General features: G+C 70.3%; 18 protein-coding genes. 9 read left to right on the top strand and 9 right to left on the bottom strand.

Going from position 1 to position 19,924, the window contains the following annotated elements:
* Positions 1-44: 44 nt before the first annotated feature.
* Complete coding sequence (locus RSP_RS13965) at positions 45-887, bottom strand: calcium-binding protein (RefSeq protein WP_011338726.1); 843 nt, start codon at positions 885-887, stop codon at positions 45-47.
* A gap of 219 nt (positions 888-1,106) precedes the next feature.
* On the opposite strand from RSP_RS13965, the gene RSP_RS13960 reads away from it, so the two are divergent.
* A complete protein-coding gene (locus RSP_RS13960; protein WP_011338725.1) occupies positions 1,107-2,420 on the top strand; it encodes a calcium-binding protein in 1,314 nt (437 codons plus the stop codon).
* 322 nt (positions 2,421-2,742) lie between these two features.
* Here the strand turns inward: RSP_RS13960 and pnp are convergent, their stop codons facing one another.
* The 7 genes from pnp to rbfA all read right to left on the bottom strand — a co-directional run bounded on the left by pnp (position 2,743) and on the right by rbfA (position 9,905).
* Positions 2,743-4,893 carry a polyribonucleotide nucleotidyltransferase gene (gene pnp, locus RSP_RS13955; protein WP_002721512.1) on the bottom strand — a complete coding sequence of 717 codons (2,151 nt, stop codon included), beginning with the start codon at positions 4,891-4,893 and terminating at the stop codon, positions 2,743-2,745.
* Positions 4,894-5,073: 180 nt separating this feature from the next.
* Positions 5,074-5,343: a 30S ribosomal protein S15 gene (gene rpsO, locus RSP_RS13950; protein WP_002721510.1), complete on the bottom strand. Its 270-nt coding sequence runs from the start codon at positions 5,341-5,343 to the stop codon at positions 5,074-5,076.
* A gap of 240 nt (positions 5,344-5,583) precedes the next feature.
* The gene (locus tag RSP_RS13945; RefSeq protein WP_002721508.1) at positions 5,584-6,096 is read right to left on the bottom strand and encodes a DUF1643 domain-containing protein; all 513 of its coding nucleotides are present in this window, start codon (positions 6,094-6,096) and stop codon (positions 5,584-5,586) included.
* 398 nt (positions 6,097-6,494) lie between these two features.
* Entirely contained in the window at positions 6,495-7,571 is a 1,077-nt protein-coding gene (locus tag RSP_RS13940; RefSeq protein ID WP_011338724.1) for a PLP-dependent cysteine synthase family protein, read from the bottom strand.
* Between the two features lie 220 nt (positions 7,572-7,791).
* Positions 7,792-8,697 (bottom strand): tRNA pseudouridine(55) synthase TruB, encoded by a 906-nt coding sequence (gene truB, locus RSP_RS13935; protein WP_011338723.1) that lies wholly within the window; start codon positions 8,695-8,697, stop codon positions 7,792-7,794.
* A 67-nt stretch (positions 8,698-8,764) separates the two neighbouring features.
* Positions 8,765-9,502, bottom strand: a complete 738-nt coding sequence (locus RSP_RS13930) for a phosphodiester glycosidase family protein (RefSeq protein ID WP_011338722.1) — start codon at positions 9,500-9,502, stop codon at positions 8,765-8,767.
* Positions 9,492-9,905 (bottom strand): 30S ribosome-binding factor RbfA, encoded by a 414-nt coding sequence (gene rbfA, locus RSP_RS13925; RefSeq protein WP_172825289.1) that lies wholly within the window; start codon positions 9,903-9,905, stop codon positions 9,492-9,494. Before rbfA ends, RSP_RS13930 begins: the two co-directional genes overlap by 11 nt.
* Positions 9,906-10,151: 246 nt before the next feature.
* Between rbfA and dapB the strand changes: the two genes are divergently transcribed.
* Positions 10,152-10,961: a 4-hydroxy-tetrahydrodipicolinate reductase gene (dapB, locus tag RSP_RS13920; RefSeq protein ID WP_011338720.1), complete on the top strand. Its 810-nt coding sequence runs from the start codon at positions 10,152-10,154 to the stop codon at positions 10,959-10,961.
* Positions 10,962-11,173: 212 nt separating this feature from the next.
* Here the strand turns inward: dapB and RSP_RS13915 are convergent, their stop codons facing one another.
* Positions 11,174-11,362, bottom strand: a complete 189-nt coding sequence (locus RSP_RS13915; protein WP_011338719.1) for a DUF1674 domain-containing protein — start codon at positions 11,360-11,362, stop codon at positions 11,174-11,176.
* Positions 11,363-11,421: 59 nt separating this feature from the next.
* Between RSP_RS13915 and RSP_RS13910 the strand changes: the two genes are divergently transcribed.
* The 7 genes from RSP_RS13910 to RSP_RS13880 all read left to right on the top strand — a co-directional run bounded on the left by RSP_RS13910 (position 11,422) and on the right by RSP_RS13880 (position 19,888).
* Positions 11,422-12,654 carry an RsmB/NOP family class I SAM-dependent RNA methyltransferase gene (locus RSP_RS13910; RefSeq protein WP_017139983.1) on the top strand — a complete coding sequence of 411 codons (1,233 nt, stop codon included), beginning with the start codon at positions 11,422-11,424 and terminating at the stop codon, positions 12,652-12,654.
* A gap of 33 nt (positions 12,655-12,687) precedes the next feature.
* Entirely contained in the window at positions 12,688-14,391 is a 1,704-nt protein-coding gene (locus RSP_RS13905) for a heparinase II/III family protein (protein WP_011338717.1), read from the top strand.
* Between the two features lie 37 nt (positions 14,392-14,428).
* On the top strand, positions 14,429-16,018 hold the full coding sequence (gene purH, locus RSP_RS13900) for a bifunctional phosphoribosylaminoimidazolecarboxamide formyltransferase/IMP cyclohydrolase (RefSeq protein ID WP_002721490.1): 1,590 nt from the start codon (positions 14,429-14,431) through the stop codon (positions 16,016-16,018).
* A 1-nt stretch (position 16,019) separates the two neighbouring features.
* Positions 16,020-16,577 carry a signal peptidase II gene (gene lspA / locus RSP_RS13895; protein WP_002721489.1) on the top strand — a complete coding sequence of 186 codons (558 nt, stop codon included), beginning with the start codon at positions 16,020-16,022 and terminating at the stop codon, positions 16,575-16,577.
* A gap of 53 nt (positions 16,578-16,630) precedes the next feature.
* Entirely contained in the window at positions 16,631-17,158 is a 528-nt protein-coding gene (locus RSP_RS13890) for a DUF3035 domain-containing protein (RefSeq protein ID WP_011338716.1), read from the top strand.
* A 79-nt stretch (positions 17,159-17,237) separates the two neighbouring features.
* Complete coding sequence (locus RSP_RS13885; RefSeq protein WP_002721485.1) at positions 17,238-18,584, top strand: M16 family metallopeptidase; 1,347 nt, start codon at positions 17,238-17,240, stop codon at positions 18,582-18,584.
* Complete coding sequence (locus RSP_RS13880; RefSeq protein ID WP_011338715.1) at positions 18,581-19,888, top strand: M16 family metallopeptidase; 1,308 nt, start codon at positions 18,581-18,583, stop codon at positions 19,886-19,888. Before RSP_RS13885 ends, RSP_RS13880 begins: the two co-directional genes overlap by 4 nt.
* Positions 19,889-19,924: the final 36 nt, after the last annotated feature.

Raw genomic sequence — 19,924 nt, 5'->3', positions numbered from 1 at the left:
GCGGGAAGCGGGCCGGGCACGCGGATGCGCCCGGCCGGCAGGTCTCAGACGATCGAGAAGTAGCGCGACGGGTCGGCCGCCACGTCATCGTAGGAGACGCCCTGCAGCAGCACGCTGTCGCCCTGACCGAAGTCGATCAGCGTACCGGCGTCGCCCAGATCGAGCGCATAGCCGGCTACATCTTCGGCCGAAGCGAGGGTCACCCCCTCGAGGCTGCCCGAGATCTGCAGCATGTCGCCTTCGGAGAAGTCCATGATGACGTCTCCGCCGCCCGAGAAGGTCACGAGGTCGTTGCCCTCTCCGGTGTAGATCACGTCGTCTCCGGCGCCGCCGTCGATCTGGTCGTCACCCGCCCCGCCCAGGAACAGGTCATCGCCCCCGCCGCCGGACAGTACGTCGTTGCCGTCCCCGCCGTCGAGCCGGTCGTCGCCGAGGCCACCCGACAGCAGATCGTCGCCCGCGTCGCCCGAGAGCGTGTCGTCTCCCTCGCCACCGTCCAGCGCGTCGTTGCCGGCCCCGCCCAGAAGGGCATCGTTCCCGCTGCCCCCCTCCATCGTGTCGTCGCCCGCGCCGCCTGCAAGAAGGTCGTCTCCGGCGCCGCCGAACAGAAGATCCTGCCCCGCCCCGCCCGAGAGCGTGTCGTTGCCGATGCCGCCGTCGAGCATGTCGTCGCCGGTGCCGCCGAGCAATTGGTCGTCGCCCTCCTCGCCGAACAATCGGTCGGCGCCGCTGCCGCCGTTCAGCAGGTCGTCGCCCAGTCCGCCGCGGATGAGATCGTCGCCGCTGGCGCCCGAGACGGTGTCGTTGCCGGCTCCTGACAACACATAATCGTTGCCCGAGGTGCCGAAGATGAAGTCGCTGAACGCGCCTCCCGGTATTGTGGCCATGGAAACCCCTCTCCTTGAACCCGCACTTTCTGCGTGTGCAAACCTCTGCTCCGAGGGTGTTAACAGGGCCTTAAACTCAGCCTTTGGTTGTTTAGGCTTTGTCGAAACTGCCACCACTTCAGATTGAAGCCTTAACTCCTGCGTAACAGGCTCGTCGCTTGATGGTCGCCTGCGGGTTGCGGCAGGGGCCGCGCCGCCAAGGACGCTTCGGGAGGCTCCATGGAACTGGCAGTGACGACAACCACCTTACCCTGGGCCGAACCGCCGGGCTGGCTCGGCTCCTTCTTCGCAACGGGCCTGCGGTTCGAGTCCGCCCTGATCGCGCCGCCGTGGGGCGCCTTGGCGATGGGAAGTTGCGGCCGCGACCTCCTGATCGCGTCTCCCTTCGGCTCCTCTCTGCCCGGGGGGCCGGAGGGGGACGTGCTCGTCGGCCTCTGGGGCAATGACCAGCTCTACGGCAACGGCGGCAACGATCTCGTGCGGGGCGGCGGCGGCGCGGACATCCTGACGGGCGGAACGGGCAACGACCTTCTGGCGGGCGGCGCCGGGAACGACAGCCTGCACGGCGGCACCGGTGCGAACCTCTTGATCGGAGGGGCGGGAGACGACCTGCTGGACAGCCGCTGGTCGACCGATCCTGACCGGGGCGGCCTCTCCTTCGAGACGTGGCGCGCGGCGAAGATCGGCACCGGCGACGAGATGCACGGCGGCGACGGGAACGACCGGATCGAGGCTTCGTTCGGGAACGACACGCTGACGGGCGACGCGGGCGATGACGTCATCCGCGGTCAGGACGGCGACGACCAGCTGGAGGGCGGCGAGGGGCAGGACACGCTCATGGGCGATGCGGGCGCCGATGTCCTCTCCGGTGGCGAGGGGGACGACAGCCTCGACGGGGGCCTCGGCGACGACCGGCTCGACGGCGGAGAGGGGAGCGACCGGCTGATCGGCGGCAACGGCAACGACGTCATGGACGGGGGCGCGGCGCGCGACGTCCTGTTCGGCGGCTACGGCGACGACCAGATCACGGCGGGCGAGGGCGACGACTGGGTGGACGGCGGCGGTGGCGACGACCTGATCGATCTGGGAGCGGGCGACGATTTCGTGGCCGCCATCGAGGATCTCGGGCGGGGGGACGACGTGATCTTCGGCGGCGAGGGCAACGACACGATGCTCGGCGGCCGCGGCTGTGACCAGATCGATGGCGGCGAGGGTGCCGACGTGCTGAACGGCGGCGCGGGCGACGATTTCCTGACCGGTGGAGCGGGCGCAGACGCGTTCCAGATGCGCAGCGCGCACGGGATCGACACGATCGCGGATTTCTCGTCCGAAGACGTGCTGACGATCACCCGCAACATCAACGGCATCGGCGGGGCGGACGGTCTGGTTTCGGTGGAAGAGCTGACCGGGCGGATCGAGGATCTGGGCAGCGACTGCTTTCTCGATCTCGGCGGCGGCAACGGCGCGATGTTTCTCGGTATCACTGCCGACGAGCTCGGGGGGCTGCTCCCCGCGCATCTGGAATATCTCTGAAGGCAGAAGGTCCCGGCAGAGGCTTCGCGCCTGTCGGGATTTCAGCGGCGCTCCGGTCCCGCCGCGCTCCTTGCGGCGGGGTGTTTCGACAGGGCCCCCTGGCGTGTCCGGGAGCCGCATGTGCGCTTGATGAAACGCCAGCCGTGGCGGCAAGTGGGATGTTCATCTCGCCGGGCTGTCGAGCCGGACAAGTTTCCCGGAGCGGGACTTGCTCCACATCGACCCCGAAAATGCAGCACGCCTGCCGACGTCCGTCGGCAGGCGTGCGCATCATTCCGAAAGGCGCCCGCAGAAGCCGGGGCGGCCTTCGTTCTGCAGAGGATCAGGCCTCGCCGGCCTCTTCCTTCTCTTTCTTCTCGGGCTGGATCTCCTGCCCGGTTTCCTGATCGACCATCTTCATGCCGAGACGGACCTTGCCGCGCTCGTCGAAGCCGAGGAGCTTGACCTTCACTTCCTGGCCTTCCTTCAGCACCTCGTTGGGGTGCGTCAGGCGCTTGTTGGCGATCTGCGAGACGTGCACGAGGCCGTCACGCTTGCCGAAGAAGTTCACGAAGGCGCCGAAATCGACGAGCTTCACCACCTTGCCGGTGTAGATCTGGCCCTCTTCCGGCTCCGCCACGATCGACCAGATCATGTCGTAGGCCTTCTTGATGGCAGCCTGATCGTTCGAGGCGATCTTGATCACGCCGTCGTCGTTGATGTCGACCTTGGCGCCCGAGGTTTCCACGATCTCGCGGATCACCTTGCCGCCCGAGCCGATCACTTCGCGGATCTTGTCGGTCGGGATCGTCAGCGTCTCGATCTTCGGCGCATAGGCCGAGAAGGAATTGGCCGACGACAGCGCCTTCGACATCTCGCCGAGGATGTGCATCCGGCCGTCCTTCGCCTGGGCGAGGGCCTGCTCCATGATCTCGGGCGTGATGCCCGCGACCTTGATGTCCATCTGCAGCGAGGTGATGCCGTTCTCGGTGCCGGCGACCTTGAAGTCCATGTCGCCGAGGTGATCCTCGTCGCCGAGGATGTCGGTCAGCACGGCCCATTTGCCATCATCCTCGAGGATGAGACCCATGGCCACGCCCGCGACCGGCGCCTTCAGCGGCACGCCCGCATCCATCATCGACAGCGACCCGCCGCAGACCGAAGCCATGGACGAGGAGCCGTTCGATTCGGTGATCTCGGAGACCACGCGGATGGTGTAGGGGAAGTCGGTCGCCGCCGGCAGCACCGCCTGCAGCGCGCGCCAGGCGAGCTTGCCGTGGCCGATCTCGCGACGGCCCGGAGGCCCGAAGCGGCCCACTTCGCCGACCGAATAGGGCGGGAAGTTGTAGTGCAGCAGGAAGTTCGAGCGCGAGTTGCCGTGCAGCGCGTCGATGATCTGCTCGTCCTCGCCGGTGCCGAGCGTGGTCACGACCAGCGCCTGCGTCTCGCCGCGGGTGAAGAGCGCCGAGCCATGGGTGCGCGGCAGCACGCTCGTCTCCGAGATGATCGGACGGACGGTCTTGGTGTCGCGGCCGTCGATGCGCGCGCCCCCGTTGATGATGTCGCCGCGCAGGATCGAGCTTTCCAGCTTCTTGAAGGCGGTGCCGAGGTTCTCGTCGGCCAGTTCCGCTTCCGAGAGCTGCGCCTTGATCGCGGCGCGGGCCGCGTCGATGGCATTCACCCGGTCCTGCTTCTCGCGGATCGCGAAGGCGGCGCGCATCTGCGTCTCGCCCAGCGATTTCACCTTGGCATAGAGCGCGGCATAGTCCGGCGGCGAGAAGTCGAAGGGCTCGTGGGCGGCTTCCTCGGCGAAGTCGATGATCATGTCGATCACCGGCTGCATCGCCTCATGGCCGAACTTCACGGCGCCCAGCATTTCGGCCTCGGAGAGCTCGTAAGCTTCCGATTCCACCATCATCACCGCGTCCTTGGTGCCGGCGATGACCAGATCCAGCCGCTGCTCGGGGTTCTCGCGCAGCTTCTGCATGTCGTCGACATCGGGGTTCAGCACATACTCGCCGCCCGCGAAGCCCACGCGCGCCGCCCCGATCGGGCCCATGAAGGGCACGCCCGAGATGGTCAGCGCCGCCGAGGCCGCGATCATCGCCACGATATCGGGCTCGTTCACGAGGTCATGGCTGAGAACGGTGACGATCAGCAGCACTTCGTTCTTGAAGCCGTCCACGAAGAGCGGGCGGATCGGACGGTCGATCAGGCGGGAGGTCAGCGTCTCCTTCTCGGAGGGGCGCGCCTCGCGCTTGAAGAAGCCGCCGGGCACCTTGCCCGCGGCATAGTAGCGTTCCTGATAGTGAACCGTGAGCGGGAAGAAGTCCTGGCCCGGCTTCGCGGCTTTCGCGAAGGTCACGTTGGCCATGACCGAGGTCTCGCCCAGCGTGGCGATGACCGAGCCATCCGCCTGACGGGCGACCTTGCCGGTCTCGAGGGTCAGCGTCTCGCCGCCCCATTCGATCGATTTCTTTGTAACGTTGAACATCTCTTATCCTGTCCTGACCGGGGGACCCTCCGCCCGGCCTGTTGCGTACGGGCCGCATGCCCGTGGCTCCTGTCTTATGCCGTGGCCTGTCCCGCGGAGCCCGTCGGGGAGGCCGTCATCCGCGGGGAACGTCCCCGCGTCCGGAATAGGAAAACGCGCCCCGCAGGGCGCGCTTCAAGGTCAGCGGCGGAGGCCCAGACGCGCGATGAGCGCGGTGTACCGGCCTTCGTCCTTCTTCTTGAGGTAGTCGAGCAGCTTGCGGCGCTGCGCCACCATCATCAGCAGGCCCCGGCGCGAGTGGTTGTCTTTCTTGTGGGCCTTGAAGTGCTCGGTCAGCGTCGCGATGCGCGAGCTGAGCACGGCCACCTGGACTTCCGGCGAGCCGGTGTCGCCTTCCTTGGTGGCATATTCCTTGATGAGGCGGGCTTTTTCTTCGACGGTGATCGACATCGGATACTCCATATCTGCAGGTGACGGCACGAGCCGGGATGTCGTCCAGCAAGGCCCTTGGCTTCCGCCCGGCAAGGGCGGATGCGCGCCTATACGGGAAAAACGCCTGAAAGGAAAGCGGCTTTTCCCGCAAGCCCCCGTCCGGGCGGCCATCGGCCGGTGCCGGGGTGGTCGCGCTGCGGTTGATCGCGAGCCTTTCCACGGCCGGGAAGGGCGAGCGTCCGGTCCCGGTTCCTCGCTTCAGGCGTCCCAGAGAATCGGCTGCTGGTCGTAGCCGATGTAGAGCGGATGTTTCGGCTGGCCGTCGCGGTTCAGCCCGAGATGGTGGAGCGGAAGCCCCGTCGCCCGGAGCAGCGCCTCCACCTGCCGCCCGCGGTCGAGGAAGGCGCCATGCGCGCCCCAGGCGCAGACGATCCGGTCGGCCCAGGGCGCGGAATGGGCGATGGCCTCATCGTTCTCGGGATTGCCCACCGGATCGGGCGCGGCGCGCATCTTCTTCGGATCGGTGTCGCGCCAGGCGAAGATGTTGCAGACCCGGAAGGCGCCGAAGCCCAGGGTGCGCGCCCGCCGCTCGCAGCGCTCGACGGTGGGGTCGTTCTGGAATTCCGTGGCCGTGGACGGGTTCAGCATGACGAACAGCGCCTTCGTGCCCTCGGGATCCCAGACCCGGGTCAGGAGATAGCGGTAGCGCTCGCAGTCGGAATAGACCGCCGTCGAGGGCGCGTCGCCCTTCACGAAGCTGCGGGTGATCATCTGGCCTCCGGTTCGAGGCCCCCACCTAAGGCAGCCCCGGCGGCAGAGGCAAGGGCCGCGCCTGCCCGGCCGAAGCGGATCCCGGCCAGGGGCGCCTGCGCTTCCACGCTGGCTGGCCTTGTTCCGGAGAGCGGCGCTCGCGCGGCTCGTGAAGGACCGCGGCGCGTGGGGGCGGCACGACGCAGGCAATCCGTCTCAGCCCATCGGGGGCGAAACAGCTGTTCCCCGGCTCCGTTTGGGTGCCGGGCTGTCCATTGTCCCCGGCAGGGCTGCGCGAGGGGGTTCGATGCCCCCTCGCGCAGCTCCTCCCTCCGGGACGGGATGACGGCGCGGCCCCTTGCGCACCGCGTCAGCCGAGGCCGGAGCGTGCCCGGCGAAGCGCCCGGCCTCAGCGAGACTCAGAGCTGGAAGCTCGGCGTCGAGGCCGAAAGGGCCTTCTCCTCCTCGTTCATGTCCTCGCCGATCGCCTGGAAGAGCGGGGTCGACATGTAGCGCTCGCCCGTGTCGGGCAGCATCGCGAGGATCACCGAGCCCTTCGGCGCCCGTTCGGCCACCTGCCGCGCCACCGCGAAGGTGGAACCGCCCGAGACGCCGGTGAGGATGCCCTCTTTGGCCGCCAGCTCGCGCGCCCATTTCATCCCGTCCTCGCCCGCAACCGGGATCAGCTCGTCATAGGCCCCGGCGTCGAGCCCCTCCTGCAGCACCTTCGGGATGAAGTCGGGCGTCCAGCCCTGGATCGGATGCGCCTCGAAGGCCGGGTGGCCCGAGGCCGCAGTGCCGTCGGCGTTGCGGTCCTGCGGCACGCCCGAGGCCACGAGTTGCGCATTCGCAGGCTCGGAGAGCACGATCTTCACCTCCGGTCGCTCGCGGCGCAGCACCCGCGCGACGCCGGTGACCGTGCCCCCGGTGCCGTAGCCGGTCACGAACCAGTCGAGCCGCTCGCCCGCGAAATCCGCCACGATCTCGCGCGCGGTGGTGGCCTCGTGGATGTCGGCATTGGCGTCGGTCTCAAACTGGCTCGCGAGGAACCAGCCGTTCGCCTCGGCCAGCTCCTGCGCCTTGCGATACATGCCGAAGCCCTTGCCGCCGCGCGGGGTCAGGACGACCTTCGCGCCCAGAAGCCGCATCAGCCGCCGCCGCTCGACCGAGAAGGCTTCGGACATGGTGATGACCAGCGGATAGCCCTTCTGGGCGCAGACCATGGCGAGTCCGATGCCGGTATTGCCCGAGGTCGCCTCGACGACGGTCATGCCGGGCTTGAGCTTGCCCGACCGTTCCGCCGCCTCAATGATGTTCAGCGCGAGCCGGTCCTTGACCGAGGCCGCCGGATTGAAGAACTCGGCCTTGACGTAGATCGTCACGCCTTCGGGCGAGAGGTTGTTGATGCGGATGACGGGCGTGTTGCCCACCGTGTCGAGCACGCTGTCGTAGAGCCTGCCGCGGCCCTCGGTCGTCCGGATCTTCTGAGCATCCATGATGCGTCTCCTGTCATTCCCTTTGCCCGAGCTTAACCCGTTCCGGCGCGGTGTGTTTCCCCTTTTTCGCGAGAGGCTTGGAGCGCTGTCCCCGGCAAGGGGCCGCACCCGGAACGGTGTCACCTGCCGCAGCGGAAGGAGCATCCGGGGGGATGGCCGATTCTGCGCCCCGTTCCGGCAGCTTGCGCAAGGGCCGGGCGCAGGGCCCCGCGCCGCCGGATCAGAGGTTGAACACCCGGCTCGGATGCAGCTCGCCCGACTTGTAGATGCCCACCGCGACGGGCTGGCCCTGGAAACTCGCCCAGGCTTCCTCGCCGAACTCGACATCCGAGGCGATGACCATGCCGGGATTGCCGCACCGGAGCCGCGCGGCCCCCTCGGGCGTGGCCGGCAGTTCGGGCAGATCCGCGAGGCCCTTCGCCAGCGGCAGCACATGGGAAAGCAGCGCCTCGCTCCGCGCGAGCTCGTCGATGGTCGCGACCGAGATCCCGTCCTCGGCCTCGAACGGCCCCGACCAGGTGCGGCGCAGCCAGGCGACATGGCCGTGGCAGCCGAGCGCCTCGCCGAGATCGCGCGCGATGGAGCGGACATAGCCGCCCTTGCCGCAGACCATCTCCAGCTCGACATGGTCCGCGTCGGGCCGCGAAAGGATTTCGAGGCTTTCGACCCAGAGCGGACGGGCCGCCAGATCCAGCCGCTCGCCGTCCCGGGCGAGATCATAGGCGCGCTCGCCCTCGACCTTCACCGCCGAGAACTGCGGCGGCACCTGCTGGATCTCGCCCCGGAAGGCCGCCAGCGCTGCCTCGATCTCCGCATCCGTCGGGCGCGCCTCGGAGGTGGCGATCACCTCGCCGCTCGCGTCGTCGGTGCGGGTGGACAGGCCCAGCCGCACCATGAAGCGGTAGCATTTCAGCGCATCGGTGATGTAGGGCACGGTCTTCGTGGCCTCGCCCAGGGCTACGGCCAGAACGCCCGTCGCATCGGGGTCGAGCGTGCCCGCATGGCCCGCCTTCTGCGCCTCGAGCGCCCAGCGCACCTTGTTCACGACCGCGGTCGAGGTCATGCCCGCAGGCTTGTCCACCACCAGCCAGCCCGAGATCGCCCGGCCCTTGCGCGTCCGTCCCATGCTCGTCCCTCCAGAAAGAAGGCCGCCTGCTAGCCGCTCGCGCCCGGCGCGTCAACGGCGCCCGGTCTCAGGGCTTCGGAACCACGAGACCCACGATCGGCCCCATCGGCGTGCCCCAGTCGGACCGGCGCGCGCCGCGGTCGTAGAGCCGCGAGATCGAACCGTCGAAATAGAGCGCCTCGGGCAGGCCGAGCTCGTCGCGGAAGAGACGGCCGAATTCGTGGAAGGTGACGGGGCGGTTCGAGATGGCGAAGACCGCGCGGCGGCCGTCGGCGCTGACGCCCACCCCGTTGCGGATGTAGCGCGAGTCGCTGTCCACGAGGAAACGCGGATGAAGCTCGCCCCCGATCACCAGCATCGGTCCCGACTGGCTCGCATGGCGGCAGGTGGGACGTTCGGCGGCAAAGGCGCGCGATTCGATCACGCGGAAGCCGTCGCCCACGCAGAAGACCCCGTTCGGCAGCAGTCCGAAATTGCCGGGCCCGGCCGAGGTCACGAGGGGCGCGCGCTCGACCTCCTCCTCGATCAGCAGCCCCACGGGGCGGCGGTCGGCATGATACATCCCCGCGTTCATCGCGAAGGCGAGCTGGCGTCCCTCGCCCTCCAGCGCGCTGTTGATGCGTTCGAAACTGCCGTAGGGCCTGCCGTCCGGCGCAGTCTGGAAGATGCGGATGTCGTCGCCCGCCTGCGCCTCGCAGAGGCTGTAGCGCGTGTCCTCGAAGGTGAGATCGCGGCAGGCGGGTTCGGCCGTCGCGCAAGCCGCGGGCCAGACCGCGAGCAGGATGGCCAGGAGCCTAGTCCTCATCCGCCTCTCCGCCGCCGCGGATGTCGCGCATCACCGTCTTGTCCGAGAACAGCCGCCGCGTCTCGTCCAGCCGGTCGAAGGTCTCGTCCGGGCGGAAGCGCAGGTCGGGCGCGTATTTCAGCGTCATCTGCCGGGTGATGTGGTGGCGCAGCTCGCCCCGGTGCTTGGACAGAAGCGAGATCGCCTCCTCCACATCCTTGCCGCCCAGCGGCATGACATGGACGGTCGCCACCTTCAGATCCGGCGAGCAGCGCACCTCGCCCACCGTGATGGACAGGCGGTTGAGCTCGGGGTCGTGGATCTCGCCCCGGTTCAGCACATCCGCCAGAGTGCGGCGGATGAGTTCGCCGACGCGAAGCTGGCGTTGCGAGGGGCCGGTGCCGGTGTGGGATCTGTGTGCCATGGGGCCCATGTAGGGCCTTTCGTGCGGCCCCGCAACGCCCGCCGGCGCCCGCGCCGCAGGCTGCCGCGCAGGAGGGGGCGATCGCCGGGGCGCCGACCGCGGCCCGGCGGCGCCGGGCCCATGCGGAGGGGCGTGCAGGGACGCGGGCGGTGCCCGGTTCCTCTGCCCACCCTTCTCGCATGGCGACCGGCTCTTTGCAGGCGGCCGCCAACTGGCTAGGAAGGCGCAAAAGCGAAGGAGCGCGTCATGTCGGATCTGCCGGGTATCGTCGTCACCGGGGCCTCGGGCCGGATGGGGCAGATGCTGATGAAGACGGTGCTCGCCTCCGGCAAGGCGCGGCTCGTGGGGGCGGTCGAAAGGCCGGGCAGCGACTGGGTCGGGCGCGACGCGGGCGCGGCCATGGGAGGCGCCGCCGTCGGCGTCACCGTGACCGACGATCCGCTCGCGGCCTTCGCGCAGGCGCAGGCGGTCATCGACTTCACCGCGCCCGAGGCCACGGTGCAGTTCGCCGAGCTGGCCGCTCAGGCGCGGGCGGTGCATGTGATCGGCACCACCGGGCTCGAGCCGGCCCATCTGGAAAGGCTCGCCTGGGCCGCGCATCACGCCGTCATCGTGCGGGCGGGCAACATGAGCCTCGGGGTCAATCTGCTCACGCGGCTCACGCAGAAGGTGGCCGAGGCGCTCGACGAAGACTGGGACATCGAGGTGGTCGAGGCCCACCACCGCATGAAGGTGGATGCGCCCTCCGGCACCGCGCTCATGCTGGGCGAGGCTGCCGCGCGCGGACGCGGCGTCGATCTCGCGCAGGCCCGCGTGTCGGGACGCGACGGCATCACCGGCCCGCGCGCTCCGGGCAGCATCGGCTTCTCGGCCATCCGGGGCGGCGACATCGTGGGCGAGCACGACGTGATCTTTGCCGCGGCGGGCGAGCGCATCACCCTGCGCCATGTCGCCACCGACCGCGCGATCTTCGCCCGCGGCGCGCTGAAGGCCGCGCTCTGGGGCCAGGACAGGCGACCCGGCCAGTATGACATGATGGACGTGCTCGGGCTCTGAGAGCCCGCAGCGATCTGGGCGGGCTCCCGCAGGCTCGGCACAACCGGGCCTCCAGGAACCAGGCGTCCCGCCCGCCCCGGATGCCGGAGCCCCCGGATGGCGCGCGCGGCCCCGCCCCGCGGCCCTTTCATTCTGGCCCAAATATCCCGGGGTCCGGGGCAGAGCCCCGGCCTCCCGCCCCCACGTCCCATGGCCGGTGAGAGAGCCCGCTCTCAGAAGTCGATCGCGATCCCCTTCTTCTCCCAGTCCCCGAATCGCACCGGCTCCGGCCCGTTGCGTCCGCCGATCTCCTTCGGCAGGTCCAGCGCCTTCGCCCGCCGGCGCCGCTCCTCTGCCTCAGCCAGCGCGCGCAGCGCCTCGGGCGGAAGATCCTTCCGGGTCTCTTCGGTCATGTCGCGCATTCCTTGTAAGGGCTTTCTCCATGATATACCGCCGGGGAAGGGCGGAACAAGGAGGCGGCATGGCGGACGAGGCGCGGGGCATGGCGGTGACTCTGCTCGATGCCGTGCTGGGCGAGGGCAAGCTCCTGTCGCAGGCGCTGGCGGATCTGCCCGCGGCGGCGGCTCCGGCCGAGCGGGCGCGGGCGCAGCGGCTCGCCTCCTCGGTCCTGCGCCATCTGGGCCCGGCCGACCGGCTGCTCGCGCCGCATCTGCGCAAGGCGCCCCCGCTCACGGTGCGCAACATCCTGCGGCTCGCCACGGTCGAGATGGCCGCCGACGGCGCCGCGCCGCACGGCGTGGTGAGTTCGGCCGTGGATCTCGCGCGGCGCGGACGGCGCACGCAGCATCTGGCGGGGCTGGTCAATGCGGTCCTGCGCCGGATCGCGCCCGCCTCCTTCGCAGGCCTGCCCGCACAGCATCTGCCGATGTGGCTGCGCCAGCCGCTCGTGCGCCGCTGGGGCCGGGCCGTGGTCACCGCCATCGAGGCGGTGCAGGCCGCGCCGCCGCCGCTCGACCTGACGGCGCGGCCGGGCCTCTCCGCCCCGGGCGAGCCGCTGCCCACCGGCAGCTTCCGTCTGCGCGCGCCGGGACAGGTCTCGGCACTGCCCGGCTATGAGGCGGGCCAGTGGTGGGTGCAGGATGCGGCGGCGGCCCTCGCGGTGAAGCTCCTCGATCCGCAGCCGGGCGAGGCCGTGGCCGATCTCTGCGCGGCGCCGGGCGGCAAGACGCTCCAGCTCGCCGCGGCGGGCGCGCGCGTCACGGCGCTCGACATTTCCGAGGCCCGCCTCGGGCGGCTCCGAGAGAATCTCGCGCGGACGGGCCTGCAGGCCGAGGTGGTGGCGGCCGATCTCCTGACCTGGCAGGGCGGGCCCTTCGAGGCGATCCTGCTCGATGCGCCCTGTTCGGCCACGGGCACCATCCGCCGCCATCCCGATCTGCCCTTCGTGAAGGACGGCAGCGAGCTTCCTAGCCTCGTCGCGCTGCAGGCGGCGATGCTCGACCACGCGCTGGGCCTGCTCGCGCCCGGCGGGCGGCTCGTCTTCTGCACCTGCTCGCTCCTCGAGGAAGAGGGCGAGGCGCAGCTCGCGGCGCTTCTCGAGCGCCATCCGGAGCTCACGGTCGAGCGGCCCACCCTGCCGGGGGTCGAGCCCGACTGGATCGGCGCCGAGGGCGGGCTGCGGCTGCGTCCCGACCTCTGGGCCGAGGCGGGGGGCATGGACGGCTTCTTCATGGCGCGGGTGCGCAGACCATGAGCCCGCGCGTCGCTCCGTCCCGGAGGACTGGCCGTGTCTGACGGCAGGGTGGCGCTCCTCGACCGGCTTGCCGCGCGGCGCGCGCTCCTGCACCGGCCTGCCCGCCGCTTCGCCACGATCCCCGAACCGGCCTCGCTCGGCCTGCCCGAGCGCGGACGCTGGCTGCTGGCCGGCAGCTTCCTCGTCGAGGGGCGTCTGGTGCAGGCACCGGGCGCAGCCCCCTGGGAGGTGCCGGGGGCCGGGCTCGGGCAGACGGCCGAGGCCCACGGCTTTGCCTGGCTCGACGATCTGGCGGGGCTGGGAGACCGGCCCGCACGGGCGCTGGCGCGGGACTGGACCTTCCGCTGGATCGCCCGCTTCGGCCGGGGCCGCGGACCCGGCTGGACGCCTGCGCTCGCGGCGCGCCGTCTCGGCCGCTGGATGAGCCATGCGGCCTTGCTGACCGAGGCGCAGGGCCGCGATCAGGCGACGCTCGCCCGCGCCGCCTCGCAGACGCTGCGCTTTCTCGACCGCCGCTGGACGACGGCGCGCGGCCCGGCCCGGATCGAGGCGCTTGCGGCCATCCTGCGCGCGGGCCTCGCGCTCGAGGGGATGGAGCGCCATGTCGGCGCCGCCGCCACCGCATTGGGCCGCGAGGCCGAGGCGCAGGTCGATGCCCATGGCGCCATCGCCTCGCGCAGCCCCGAGGATCTGGCCCTGCTTTTTGCGCTGCTGGCCGAGGCCGAGGCCGCCCTGACGGCCGCGGGCCGCCCCGTGGCCGAGCCGCACCGCGCTGCCCTGCGCCGGATCGCGCCCGTGCTGCGGACGCTGCGCCATTCCGACGGCGGGCTGGCCCGCTTCCACGGCGGCGGCCGGACCGTGGCCGAACGGGTGGAGCGCGCCCTCGCGGCCGCCACCGCGCCGCCGCTGCGGACCGAGGGCGCCGCCATGGGCTATCTGCGCCTGTCGGTGGGCCGGACGAGCGTGATCGTCGATGCCGCCGATCCGCCCGCGGGTCCGCACGGCCATGCCTCGACGCTCGGCTTCGAGATGAGTTCGGGGCGCAGGCCCGTCATCATCTCCTGCGGTTCGGGCCGCGCCTGGGGGGCGGAATGGCACCGGGCCGGGCGCGCGACTCCCTCGCATTCGACGCTCGCCATCGAGGGATTTTCCTCCTCGCGGCTCGGCCGGTCGGGCGAGGAGATGACCGAGCGCGCCCGCGTCCTTTCCGCACACCGCCAGCGCAGCGCGGCGGGCGCGCAGCTCGGCCTCGTCCATGCCGGCTGGGCCGAGACGCACGGGCTGACCCACCGGCGCGAGCTTCTGCTGGCGCCGGACGGACGCAGCCTCTCGGGCGCGGATACGCTGGCCGCACTGACCGCGGCCGAGAAGAAACGGCTCGAGACCGTGCTGAAGAGCGCCGGAGGGCAGGGCGTGCGCTTCGCGCTGCGCTTTCACCTCCATCCCGACGTGCGGCCCACGGTCGAGGGCGGAGGGCTCTGCGTGGGTCTCAGGCTCGCCAGCGGCGAGGGCTGGAGCTTCCAGTTCGAGGGCGAGGCGCGCCTGACGCTCGATCCCTCGGTCTATCTCGACCGCACCCATCTGTTGCCGCGGGCGACGAAACAGATCGTGCTGCATGGGGTTCTTGTGAGTTCCGAAGCCCGGATCGGCTGGACCTTCGCGAAGACAGAGGATACTCCGCTGGCCATTCGTGACCTGGACCGGCCCGATCTGCCCGACCCGCCCGATCGACCGTGACCCGGCCCAGACCTGGCATTGACCTGGAGGCACTCAGATGACGAACCTCGTTCCCGTTGGCCGCGCCCTTCTGTCGGTTTCCGACAAGTCGGGTCTCCTCGACCTCGCCCGTGCCCTGGCAGATCTGGAGGTGGAGCTGATCTCGACCGGCGGCACGGCGGCCGCGCTGCGGGCGGCGGGGCTGAAGGTGCGGGACGTCGCCGAGGTCACGGGCTTTCCCGAGATGATGGACGGCCGGGTCAAGACCCTGCATCCGATGGTCCACGGCGGGCTTCTGGCGCTGCGCGACGACGACGAGCATCTGGTGGCGATGGCCGCCCACGGGATCGAGCCGATCGACCTCCTGGTGGTGAACCTCTATCCGTTCGAAGCGGCCGTCGCGCGGGGCGCCTCCTACGACGACTGCATCGAGAACATCGACATCGGCGGGCCGGCCATGATCCGGGCCGCGGCCAAGAACCACCGTTTCGTGAACGTCGTGACCGACACGGCCGACTACAAGGCGCTGCTCGACGAGCTGCGCGCCCATGACGGCGCCACGAGGCTCTCCTTCCGCCAGAAACTCGCGCTGACCGCCTATGCGCGCACCGCGGCCTACGACACGGCCGTCTCGACCTGGATGGCGGGCGCGCTGAAGGCCGAGGCGCCGCGCCGCCGCTCCTTCGCGGGCACGCTCGCCCAGACCATGCGCTACGGCGAGAACCCGCACCAGAAGGCCGCCTTCTACACCGACGGCTCGGCCCGTCCGGGCGTCGCCACCGCGAAACAGTGGCAGGGCAAGGAGCTTTCCTACAACAACATCAACGACACCGACGCGGCCTTCGAGCTGGTGGCCGAGTTCGACCCGGCCGAGGGCCCGGCCTGCGTCATCGTCAAGCACGCCAACCCCTGCGGCGTGGCCCGGGGCGCGACACTGGCCGAAGCCTATGCCCGCGCCTTCGACTGCGACCGCGTCTCGGCCTTCGGCGGCATCATCGCGCTGAACCAGCCGCTCGATGCGGCCACGGCCGAAAAGATCACCGAGATCTTCACCGAGGTGGTGATCGCCCCCGGCGCCGACGAGGAAGCCCGCGCGATCTTCGCCGCCAAGAAGAACCTCCGGCTGCTGACGACCGAGGCGCTGCCCGATCCGCTGGCGCCGGGGCTCGCCTTCAAGCAGGTGGCGGGCGGCTTCCTCGTGCAGGACCGCGACGCGGGCCATGTCGATGCGCTCGACCTGAAGGTGGTGACGAAGCGCGCGCCCTCGGACGCGGAACTCGCCGACCTCCTCTTTGCCTGGACCGTGGCCAAGCATGTGAAATCGAACGCCATCGTCTATGTGAAGGACGGGGCCACCGTGGGCGTGGGGGCGGGGCAGATGAGCCGCGTCGACTCGACCCGGATCGCTGCGCGCAAGTCGCAGGACATGGCGCAGGCGCTGGGTCTGGCCCAGCCGCTGACGCAAGGGTCCGTCGTGGCCTCCGACGCCTTCTTCCCCTTCGCCGACGGCCTGCTCGCCGCGGCCGAGGCGGGCGCCACCGCGATCATCCAGCCCGGCGGCTCGATGCGCGACGACGAGGTGATCGCGGCGGCCGACGAGGCGGGGCTCGCCATGGTCTTCACCGGCCAGCGTCACTTCCGGCACTGACATGCGGCTCGCGGCGCTCACGGCCTTCGGCGTCTTCGTCCTCGACCAGCTGACGAAATGGCTCGTCGTCTGGGGACTGGATCTCGCCAATCGGGGCGCGATCGACCTCGTTGCGCCGTGGCTCACCTTCCGCATGGCCTGGAACCGGGGCATCAACTTCGGCATCGGCTCCTCCGATCAGGAGATCGTGCGCTGGGGCCTCGTGATCGTCTCGCTCGCCATCTCGGCCTGGGTCTGGCGCTGGGTCTGGCGCAGCACGCCCACGCGGCTCGCGCGGATCTCGGGCGGGCTCCTGATCGGCGGGGCACTGGGCAACGTGGTGGACCGGGTGCTCTACGGGGCGGTGGCGGACTTCCTCAACATGTCCTGCTGCGGCATCGAGAATCCCTATGCCTTCAACGTGGCGGACATCGCGATCTTCGCGGGCGCCTTCGGCCTCGTGCTCTTCACGCGCGAGACGAAGCCCGAGCCCGAGAAGCTCAAGAGCACGCCGAAGCGCAAGCCTGCGGAGCGCAAGGCCAACGGCTCGGGGCGGCCCGGCGGTGGAAAGACCCCGTGACGGCTTGGAACCTTTGCGCTAAAGACGGGCACGAGGCAGCAAGGAGACGAGGGATGCGGGCAGCTCGAGGCGCAGGGGCGGGTGCGGCACTGGCGATGCTCCTGCTGGCCGGCTGTGGCGGAGGCGAGCCGCAGCTGATGAACCTGCGTTCCACCGGACCCGGGCCGGACGAATTCGGCATCATGCCGGTGAAGCCGCTGGAGATTCCCGAGACGATCGCGGCCCTGCCGGCGCCGACGCCGGGCGGCGCGAACCTCGCCGATCCGAATCCGCTGGGCGACGCGGTGGCGGCCCTGGGCGGCAACCCGGCCCGGTCCGGGACGATCCCTGCCGCCGACGCGTCGGTCGTTTCCCATGCGGCCCGGTTCGGCCGCGATGCAGGCATCCGCCCGACGCTGGCCACCGAGGATTATGCCTGGCGGCGCGACCACGACGGGCGCCTCCTCGAGCGGGTGTTCAACGTGAACGTCTATTTCAAGGCCTACCGGCCGATGGCTCTCGACCAGCAGGCCGAGCTTGCGCGCTGGCGCGCGGCGGGTGCCCGCAATCCCTCCGCCCCCCCGGCGGGCGGCAGCGAATAGATCACAAGCCCGTAGGGGGACTTGCGGCGCCGCGGTCCGACGGTAGCTTTCGCGCAGATCCATCTTTTGGAAGGACAAGATGATGCTGCGCCGACTGGCCCTCTCGGCCGCAACCGGGCTCATGCTCGCGCTTCCGGCCCTGGCCGAGACGGTGAGCGACTTCCGCCTGCCGAACGGGCTCGAGGTGGTGGTGATCGAGGATCACCGCGCCCCCGTCGTCACCCACATGGTCTGGTATCGCGTGGGCGCCGCCGACGAGCCGCCCGGCCATTCGGGCATCGCGCATTTCCTCGAGCATCTGATGTTCAAGGGCACCGACGAGATGTCGGCGGGCGAATTCTCGGCCACGGTCGAGGCGCAGGGGGGCGACGACAACGCCTTCACCTCGTGGGACTACACCGCCTACTTTCAACGGGTTGCCGCTGATCGGCTCGACCTGATGATGAAGATGGAGGCCGACCGGATGCGGGACCTCCAGATGACGGAAGAGGATGTGCGCACCGAACGTCAGGTGGTGCTGGAAGAGCGCAGCCAGCGCACCGACAGCGATCCGGGCGCGGTCTTTTCCGAGCAGAGCCGCGCCGCGGCCTACCTGAACCATCCCTACGGCATTCCGATCATCGGCTGGCGGCACGAGATCGAGCAGTTGGGCCGCGAGGATGCCTTCAGCTTCTACCGGACCTATTACGCGCCCAACAATGCGATCCTCGTGGTGGCGGGCGATGTCGATCCGGCCGAGGTGCGCCGCATGGCCGAAGAGCATTACGGCGCGCTCGAACCCACGCCGAACCTGCCCGAGCGGCTGCGCCCGCAGGAGCCGCCGCAGCTCGCCGAGCGCCGGCTGACCTTCTCGGATCCGCGGGTGGCGCAGCCCTATGTCTCGCGCAGCTATCTCGCCGCCACGCGCGAGACCGGCGCGCAGGAGAAGGCCGCGGCGCTCACGATCCTCGCCGAGCTTCTGGGCGGCAGCCCCACCACCTCGCTTCTGTCGCGCGAGTTGCAGTTCGGGCCCGAGCCCAAGGCGGTCTGGGCGCAGGCCTATTACGACGGGGGCGGGCTCGATTCGGGCACCTTCGGCCTCGCGGTCGTGCCGGCCGCGGGCGTCTCGCTGCAGGAGGCCGAGGATGCGATGGATGCCGTCGTCGCGCGCTTCCTGAAGGAAGGCCCCGACGCCGAGGATTTCGAGCGGATCAAGACCCAGCTCGGCGCGCAGGACATCTACTCGCGCGACAATGTGGACGGGCTCGCCCGCCGCTACGGTGCCGCCCTCACGACGGGGCTGACGGTGGCCGATGTGCAGGCCTGGCCCGAAGTGCTTCAGGCCGTGACGCCCGACGAGGTGATGGCCGCGGCGCGCGAAGTGTTCGACCGCCGCCGCGCCGTGACCGGCTGGCTGATGCAGGAAGACGAGGAGAAGAGCCAATGATGCTGCGCCTGGCTGCCGCGCTGATCCTGTTCGCCCTGCCCGTCCGGGCGGATGTCCAGATCCAGGACGTGACCTCGCCCGGCGGCATTCACGCCTGGCTGGTCGAGTCGCACGAACTGCCCTTCACGGCGCTCGAGATCCGATTTCGCGGCGGCACCTCGCTCGATGCCGAGGGCGCGCGGGGGGCGGTCAACCTGATGACCGGCCTGCTCGAGGAAGGCGCGGGCGATCTTGATGCGCAGGGCTTTGCCCGGGCCCGCGATGGCCTCGCCGCGAACTTCTCCTTCCGGCCCTCGACGGATGCGGTTTCGGTCTCGGCCCGGTTCCTCACCGAGAACCGCGACGAGGCGGTGGATCTGCTGCGCCTCGCGCTGGTCGAGCCGCGCTTCGATGCCGACGCCATCGACCGGGTGCGCGGACAGGTGCTGTCGGGCCTCGCCTCCGACGCCAAGGACCCGAACCACATCTCGGGGCAGGTGTTCGATGCGCAGGCCTTCGGCGACCATCCCTATGGCAGCGACGGCTCGGGTACGCCCGAGAGCGTGCAGGGCCTCTCCCGCGAGCAGGTGGTCGCGGCGCATCGCGCGGCGCTCGCCCGCGACCGGATCTATGTGGCGGCGGCGGGCGACATCGACGCCGAGAGCCTCGGCCTGCTCCTCGACCGGCTGCTGGGCGACCTGCCCGCCGAAGGCGCGCCCATGCCGCCGCGGGCGGACTGGAAGCTCGACGGCGGCGTGACGGTGGTGGATTTCCCGACCCCGCAGGCCTCGGTGCGCTTCGGCCAGACGGGCATCGAGCGCGACGACCCCGACTTCTTCCCGGCCTATGTGCTGAACGAGATCCTCGGCGGCGGCCGGTTCGGCTCGCGGCTCATGACCGAGGTGCGCGAGAAGCGGGGGCTCACCTACGGCATCGGCTCCTATCTGCTGCCGATGGATCATGCCGAGACGATGATGGGCGCTTTCGCCAGTTCCAATGCGACGGTGGGGCAGGCCATCGACCTCGTGCGCGAGGAATGGCGGCGGACCGCGGCCGAAGGCGTGACGGCCGAGGAGCTGGAGGCGACGAAGACCTACCTCACCGGCTCCTATCCGCTGCGCTTCGACGGCAACGGCCCCATCGCGAGCATCCTCGTGGGGATGCAGATGGAGGGGCTGCCCATCGACTATCCGGTGACGCGCAATGAGAAGATCGAGGCGGTGACGCTCGAGGATGTGAAGCGCGTGGCGCAGAGCCTCCTGAAGCCCGAGGCGCTGCATTTCGTCGTGGTGGGCCAGCCGGAAGGGGTCGCCTCGGACGGCTGACGCAGTGGTCGGTCGGCGGGCCTGCCCCGCCGTCCG

Source organism: Cereibacter sphaeroides 2.4.1, assembly GCF_000012905.2.
Lineage (GTDB): Bacteria > Pseudomonadota > Alphaproteobacteria > Rhodobacterales > Rhodobacteraceae > Cereibacter_A > Cereibacter_A sphaeroides.
This window is presented reverse-complemented; position numbering and strand designations above follow the sequence as displayed.

What these genes read in the sequence shown, in the direction of transcription:
- lspA (WP_002721489.1), top strand. Translation starts at nt 16,020, where the DNA reads ATGCGGCTCGCGGCGCTCACGGCCTTCGGCGTCTTCGTCCTCGACCAG.
- RSP_RS13915 (WP_011338719.1), bottom strand. Translation starts at nt 11,362, where the DNA reads ATGCGCGACATGACCGAAGAGACCCGGAAGGATCTTCCGCCCGAGGCG.
- RSP_RS13940 (WP_011338724.1), bottom strand. Translation starts at nt 7,571, where the DNA reads ATGGATGCTCAGAAGATCCGGACGACCGAGGGCCGCGGCAGGCTCTAC.
- RSP_RS13885 (WP_002721485.1), top strand. Translation starts at nt 17,238, where the DNA reads ATGATGCTGCGCCGACTGGCCCTCTCGGCCGCAACCGGGCTCATGCTC.
- RSP_RS13890 (WP_011338716.1), top strand. Translation starts at nt 16,631, where the DNA reads ATGCGGGCAGCTCGAGGCGCAGGGGCGGGTGCGGCACTGGCGATGCTC.
- truB (WP_011338723.1), bottom strand. Translation starts at nt 8,697, where the DNA reads ATGGGACGGACGCGCAAGGGCCGGGCGATCTCGGGCTGGCTGGTGGTG.
- RSP_RS13960 (WP_011338725.1), top strand. Translation starts at nt 1,107, where the DNA reads ATGGAACTGGCAGTGACGACAACCACCTTACCCTGGGCCGAACCGCCG.
- pnp (WP_002721512.1), bottom strand. Translation starts at nt 4,893, where the DNA reads ATGTTCAACGTTACAAAGAAATCGATCGAATGGGGCGGCGAGACGCTG.
- RSP_RS13930 (WP_011338722.1), bottom strand. Translation starts at nt 9,502, where the DNA reads ATGAGGACTAGGCTCCTGGCCATCCTGCTCGCGGTCTGGCCCGCGGCT.
- rbfA (WP_172825289.1), bottom strand. Translation starts at nt 9,905, where the DNA reads ATGGCACACAGATCCCACACCGGCACCGGCCCCTCGCAACGCCAGCTT.
- RSP_RS13965 (WP_011338726.1), bottom strand. Translation starts at nt 887, where the DNA reads ATGGCCACAATACCGGGAGGCGCGTTCAGCGACTTCATCTTCGGCACC.
- purH (WP_002721490.1), top strand. Translation starts at nt 14,429, where the DNA reads ATGACGAACCTCGTTCCCGTTGGCCGCGCCCTTCTGTCGGTTTCCGAC.
- RSP_RS13910 (WP_017139983.1), top strand. Translation starts at nt 11,422, where the DNA reads ATGGCGGACGAGGCGCGGGGCATGGCGGTGACTCTGCTCGATGCCGTG.
- RSP_RS13880 (WP_011338715.1), top strand. Translation starts at nt 18,581, where the DNA reads ATGATGCTGCGCCTGGCTGCCGCGCTGATCCTGTTCGCCCTGCCCGTC.
- rpsO (WP_002721510.1), bottom strand. Translation starts at nt 5,343, where the DNA reads ATGTCGATCACCGTCGAAGAAAAAGCCCGCCTCATCAAGGAATATGCC.
- RSP_RS13945 (WP_002721508.1), bottom strand. Translation starts at nt 6,096, where the DNA reads ATGATCACCCGCAGCTTCGTGAAGGGCGACGCGCCCTCGACGGCGGTC.
- dapB (WP_011338720.1), top strand. Translation starts at nt 10,152, where the DNA reads ATGTCGGATCTGCCGGGTATCGTCGTCACCGGGGCCTCGGGCCGGATG.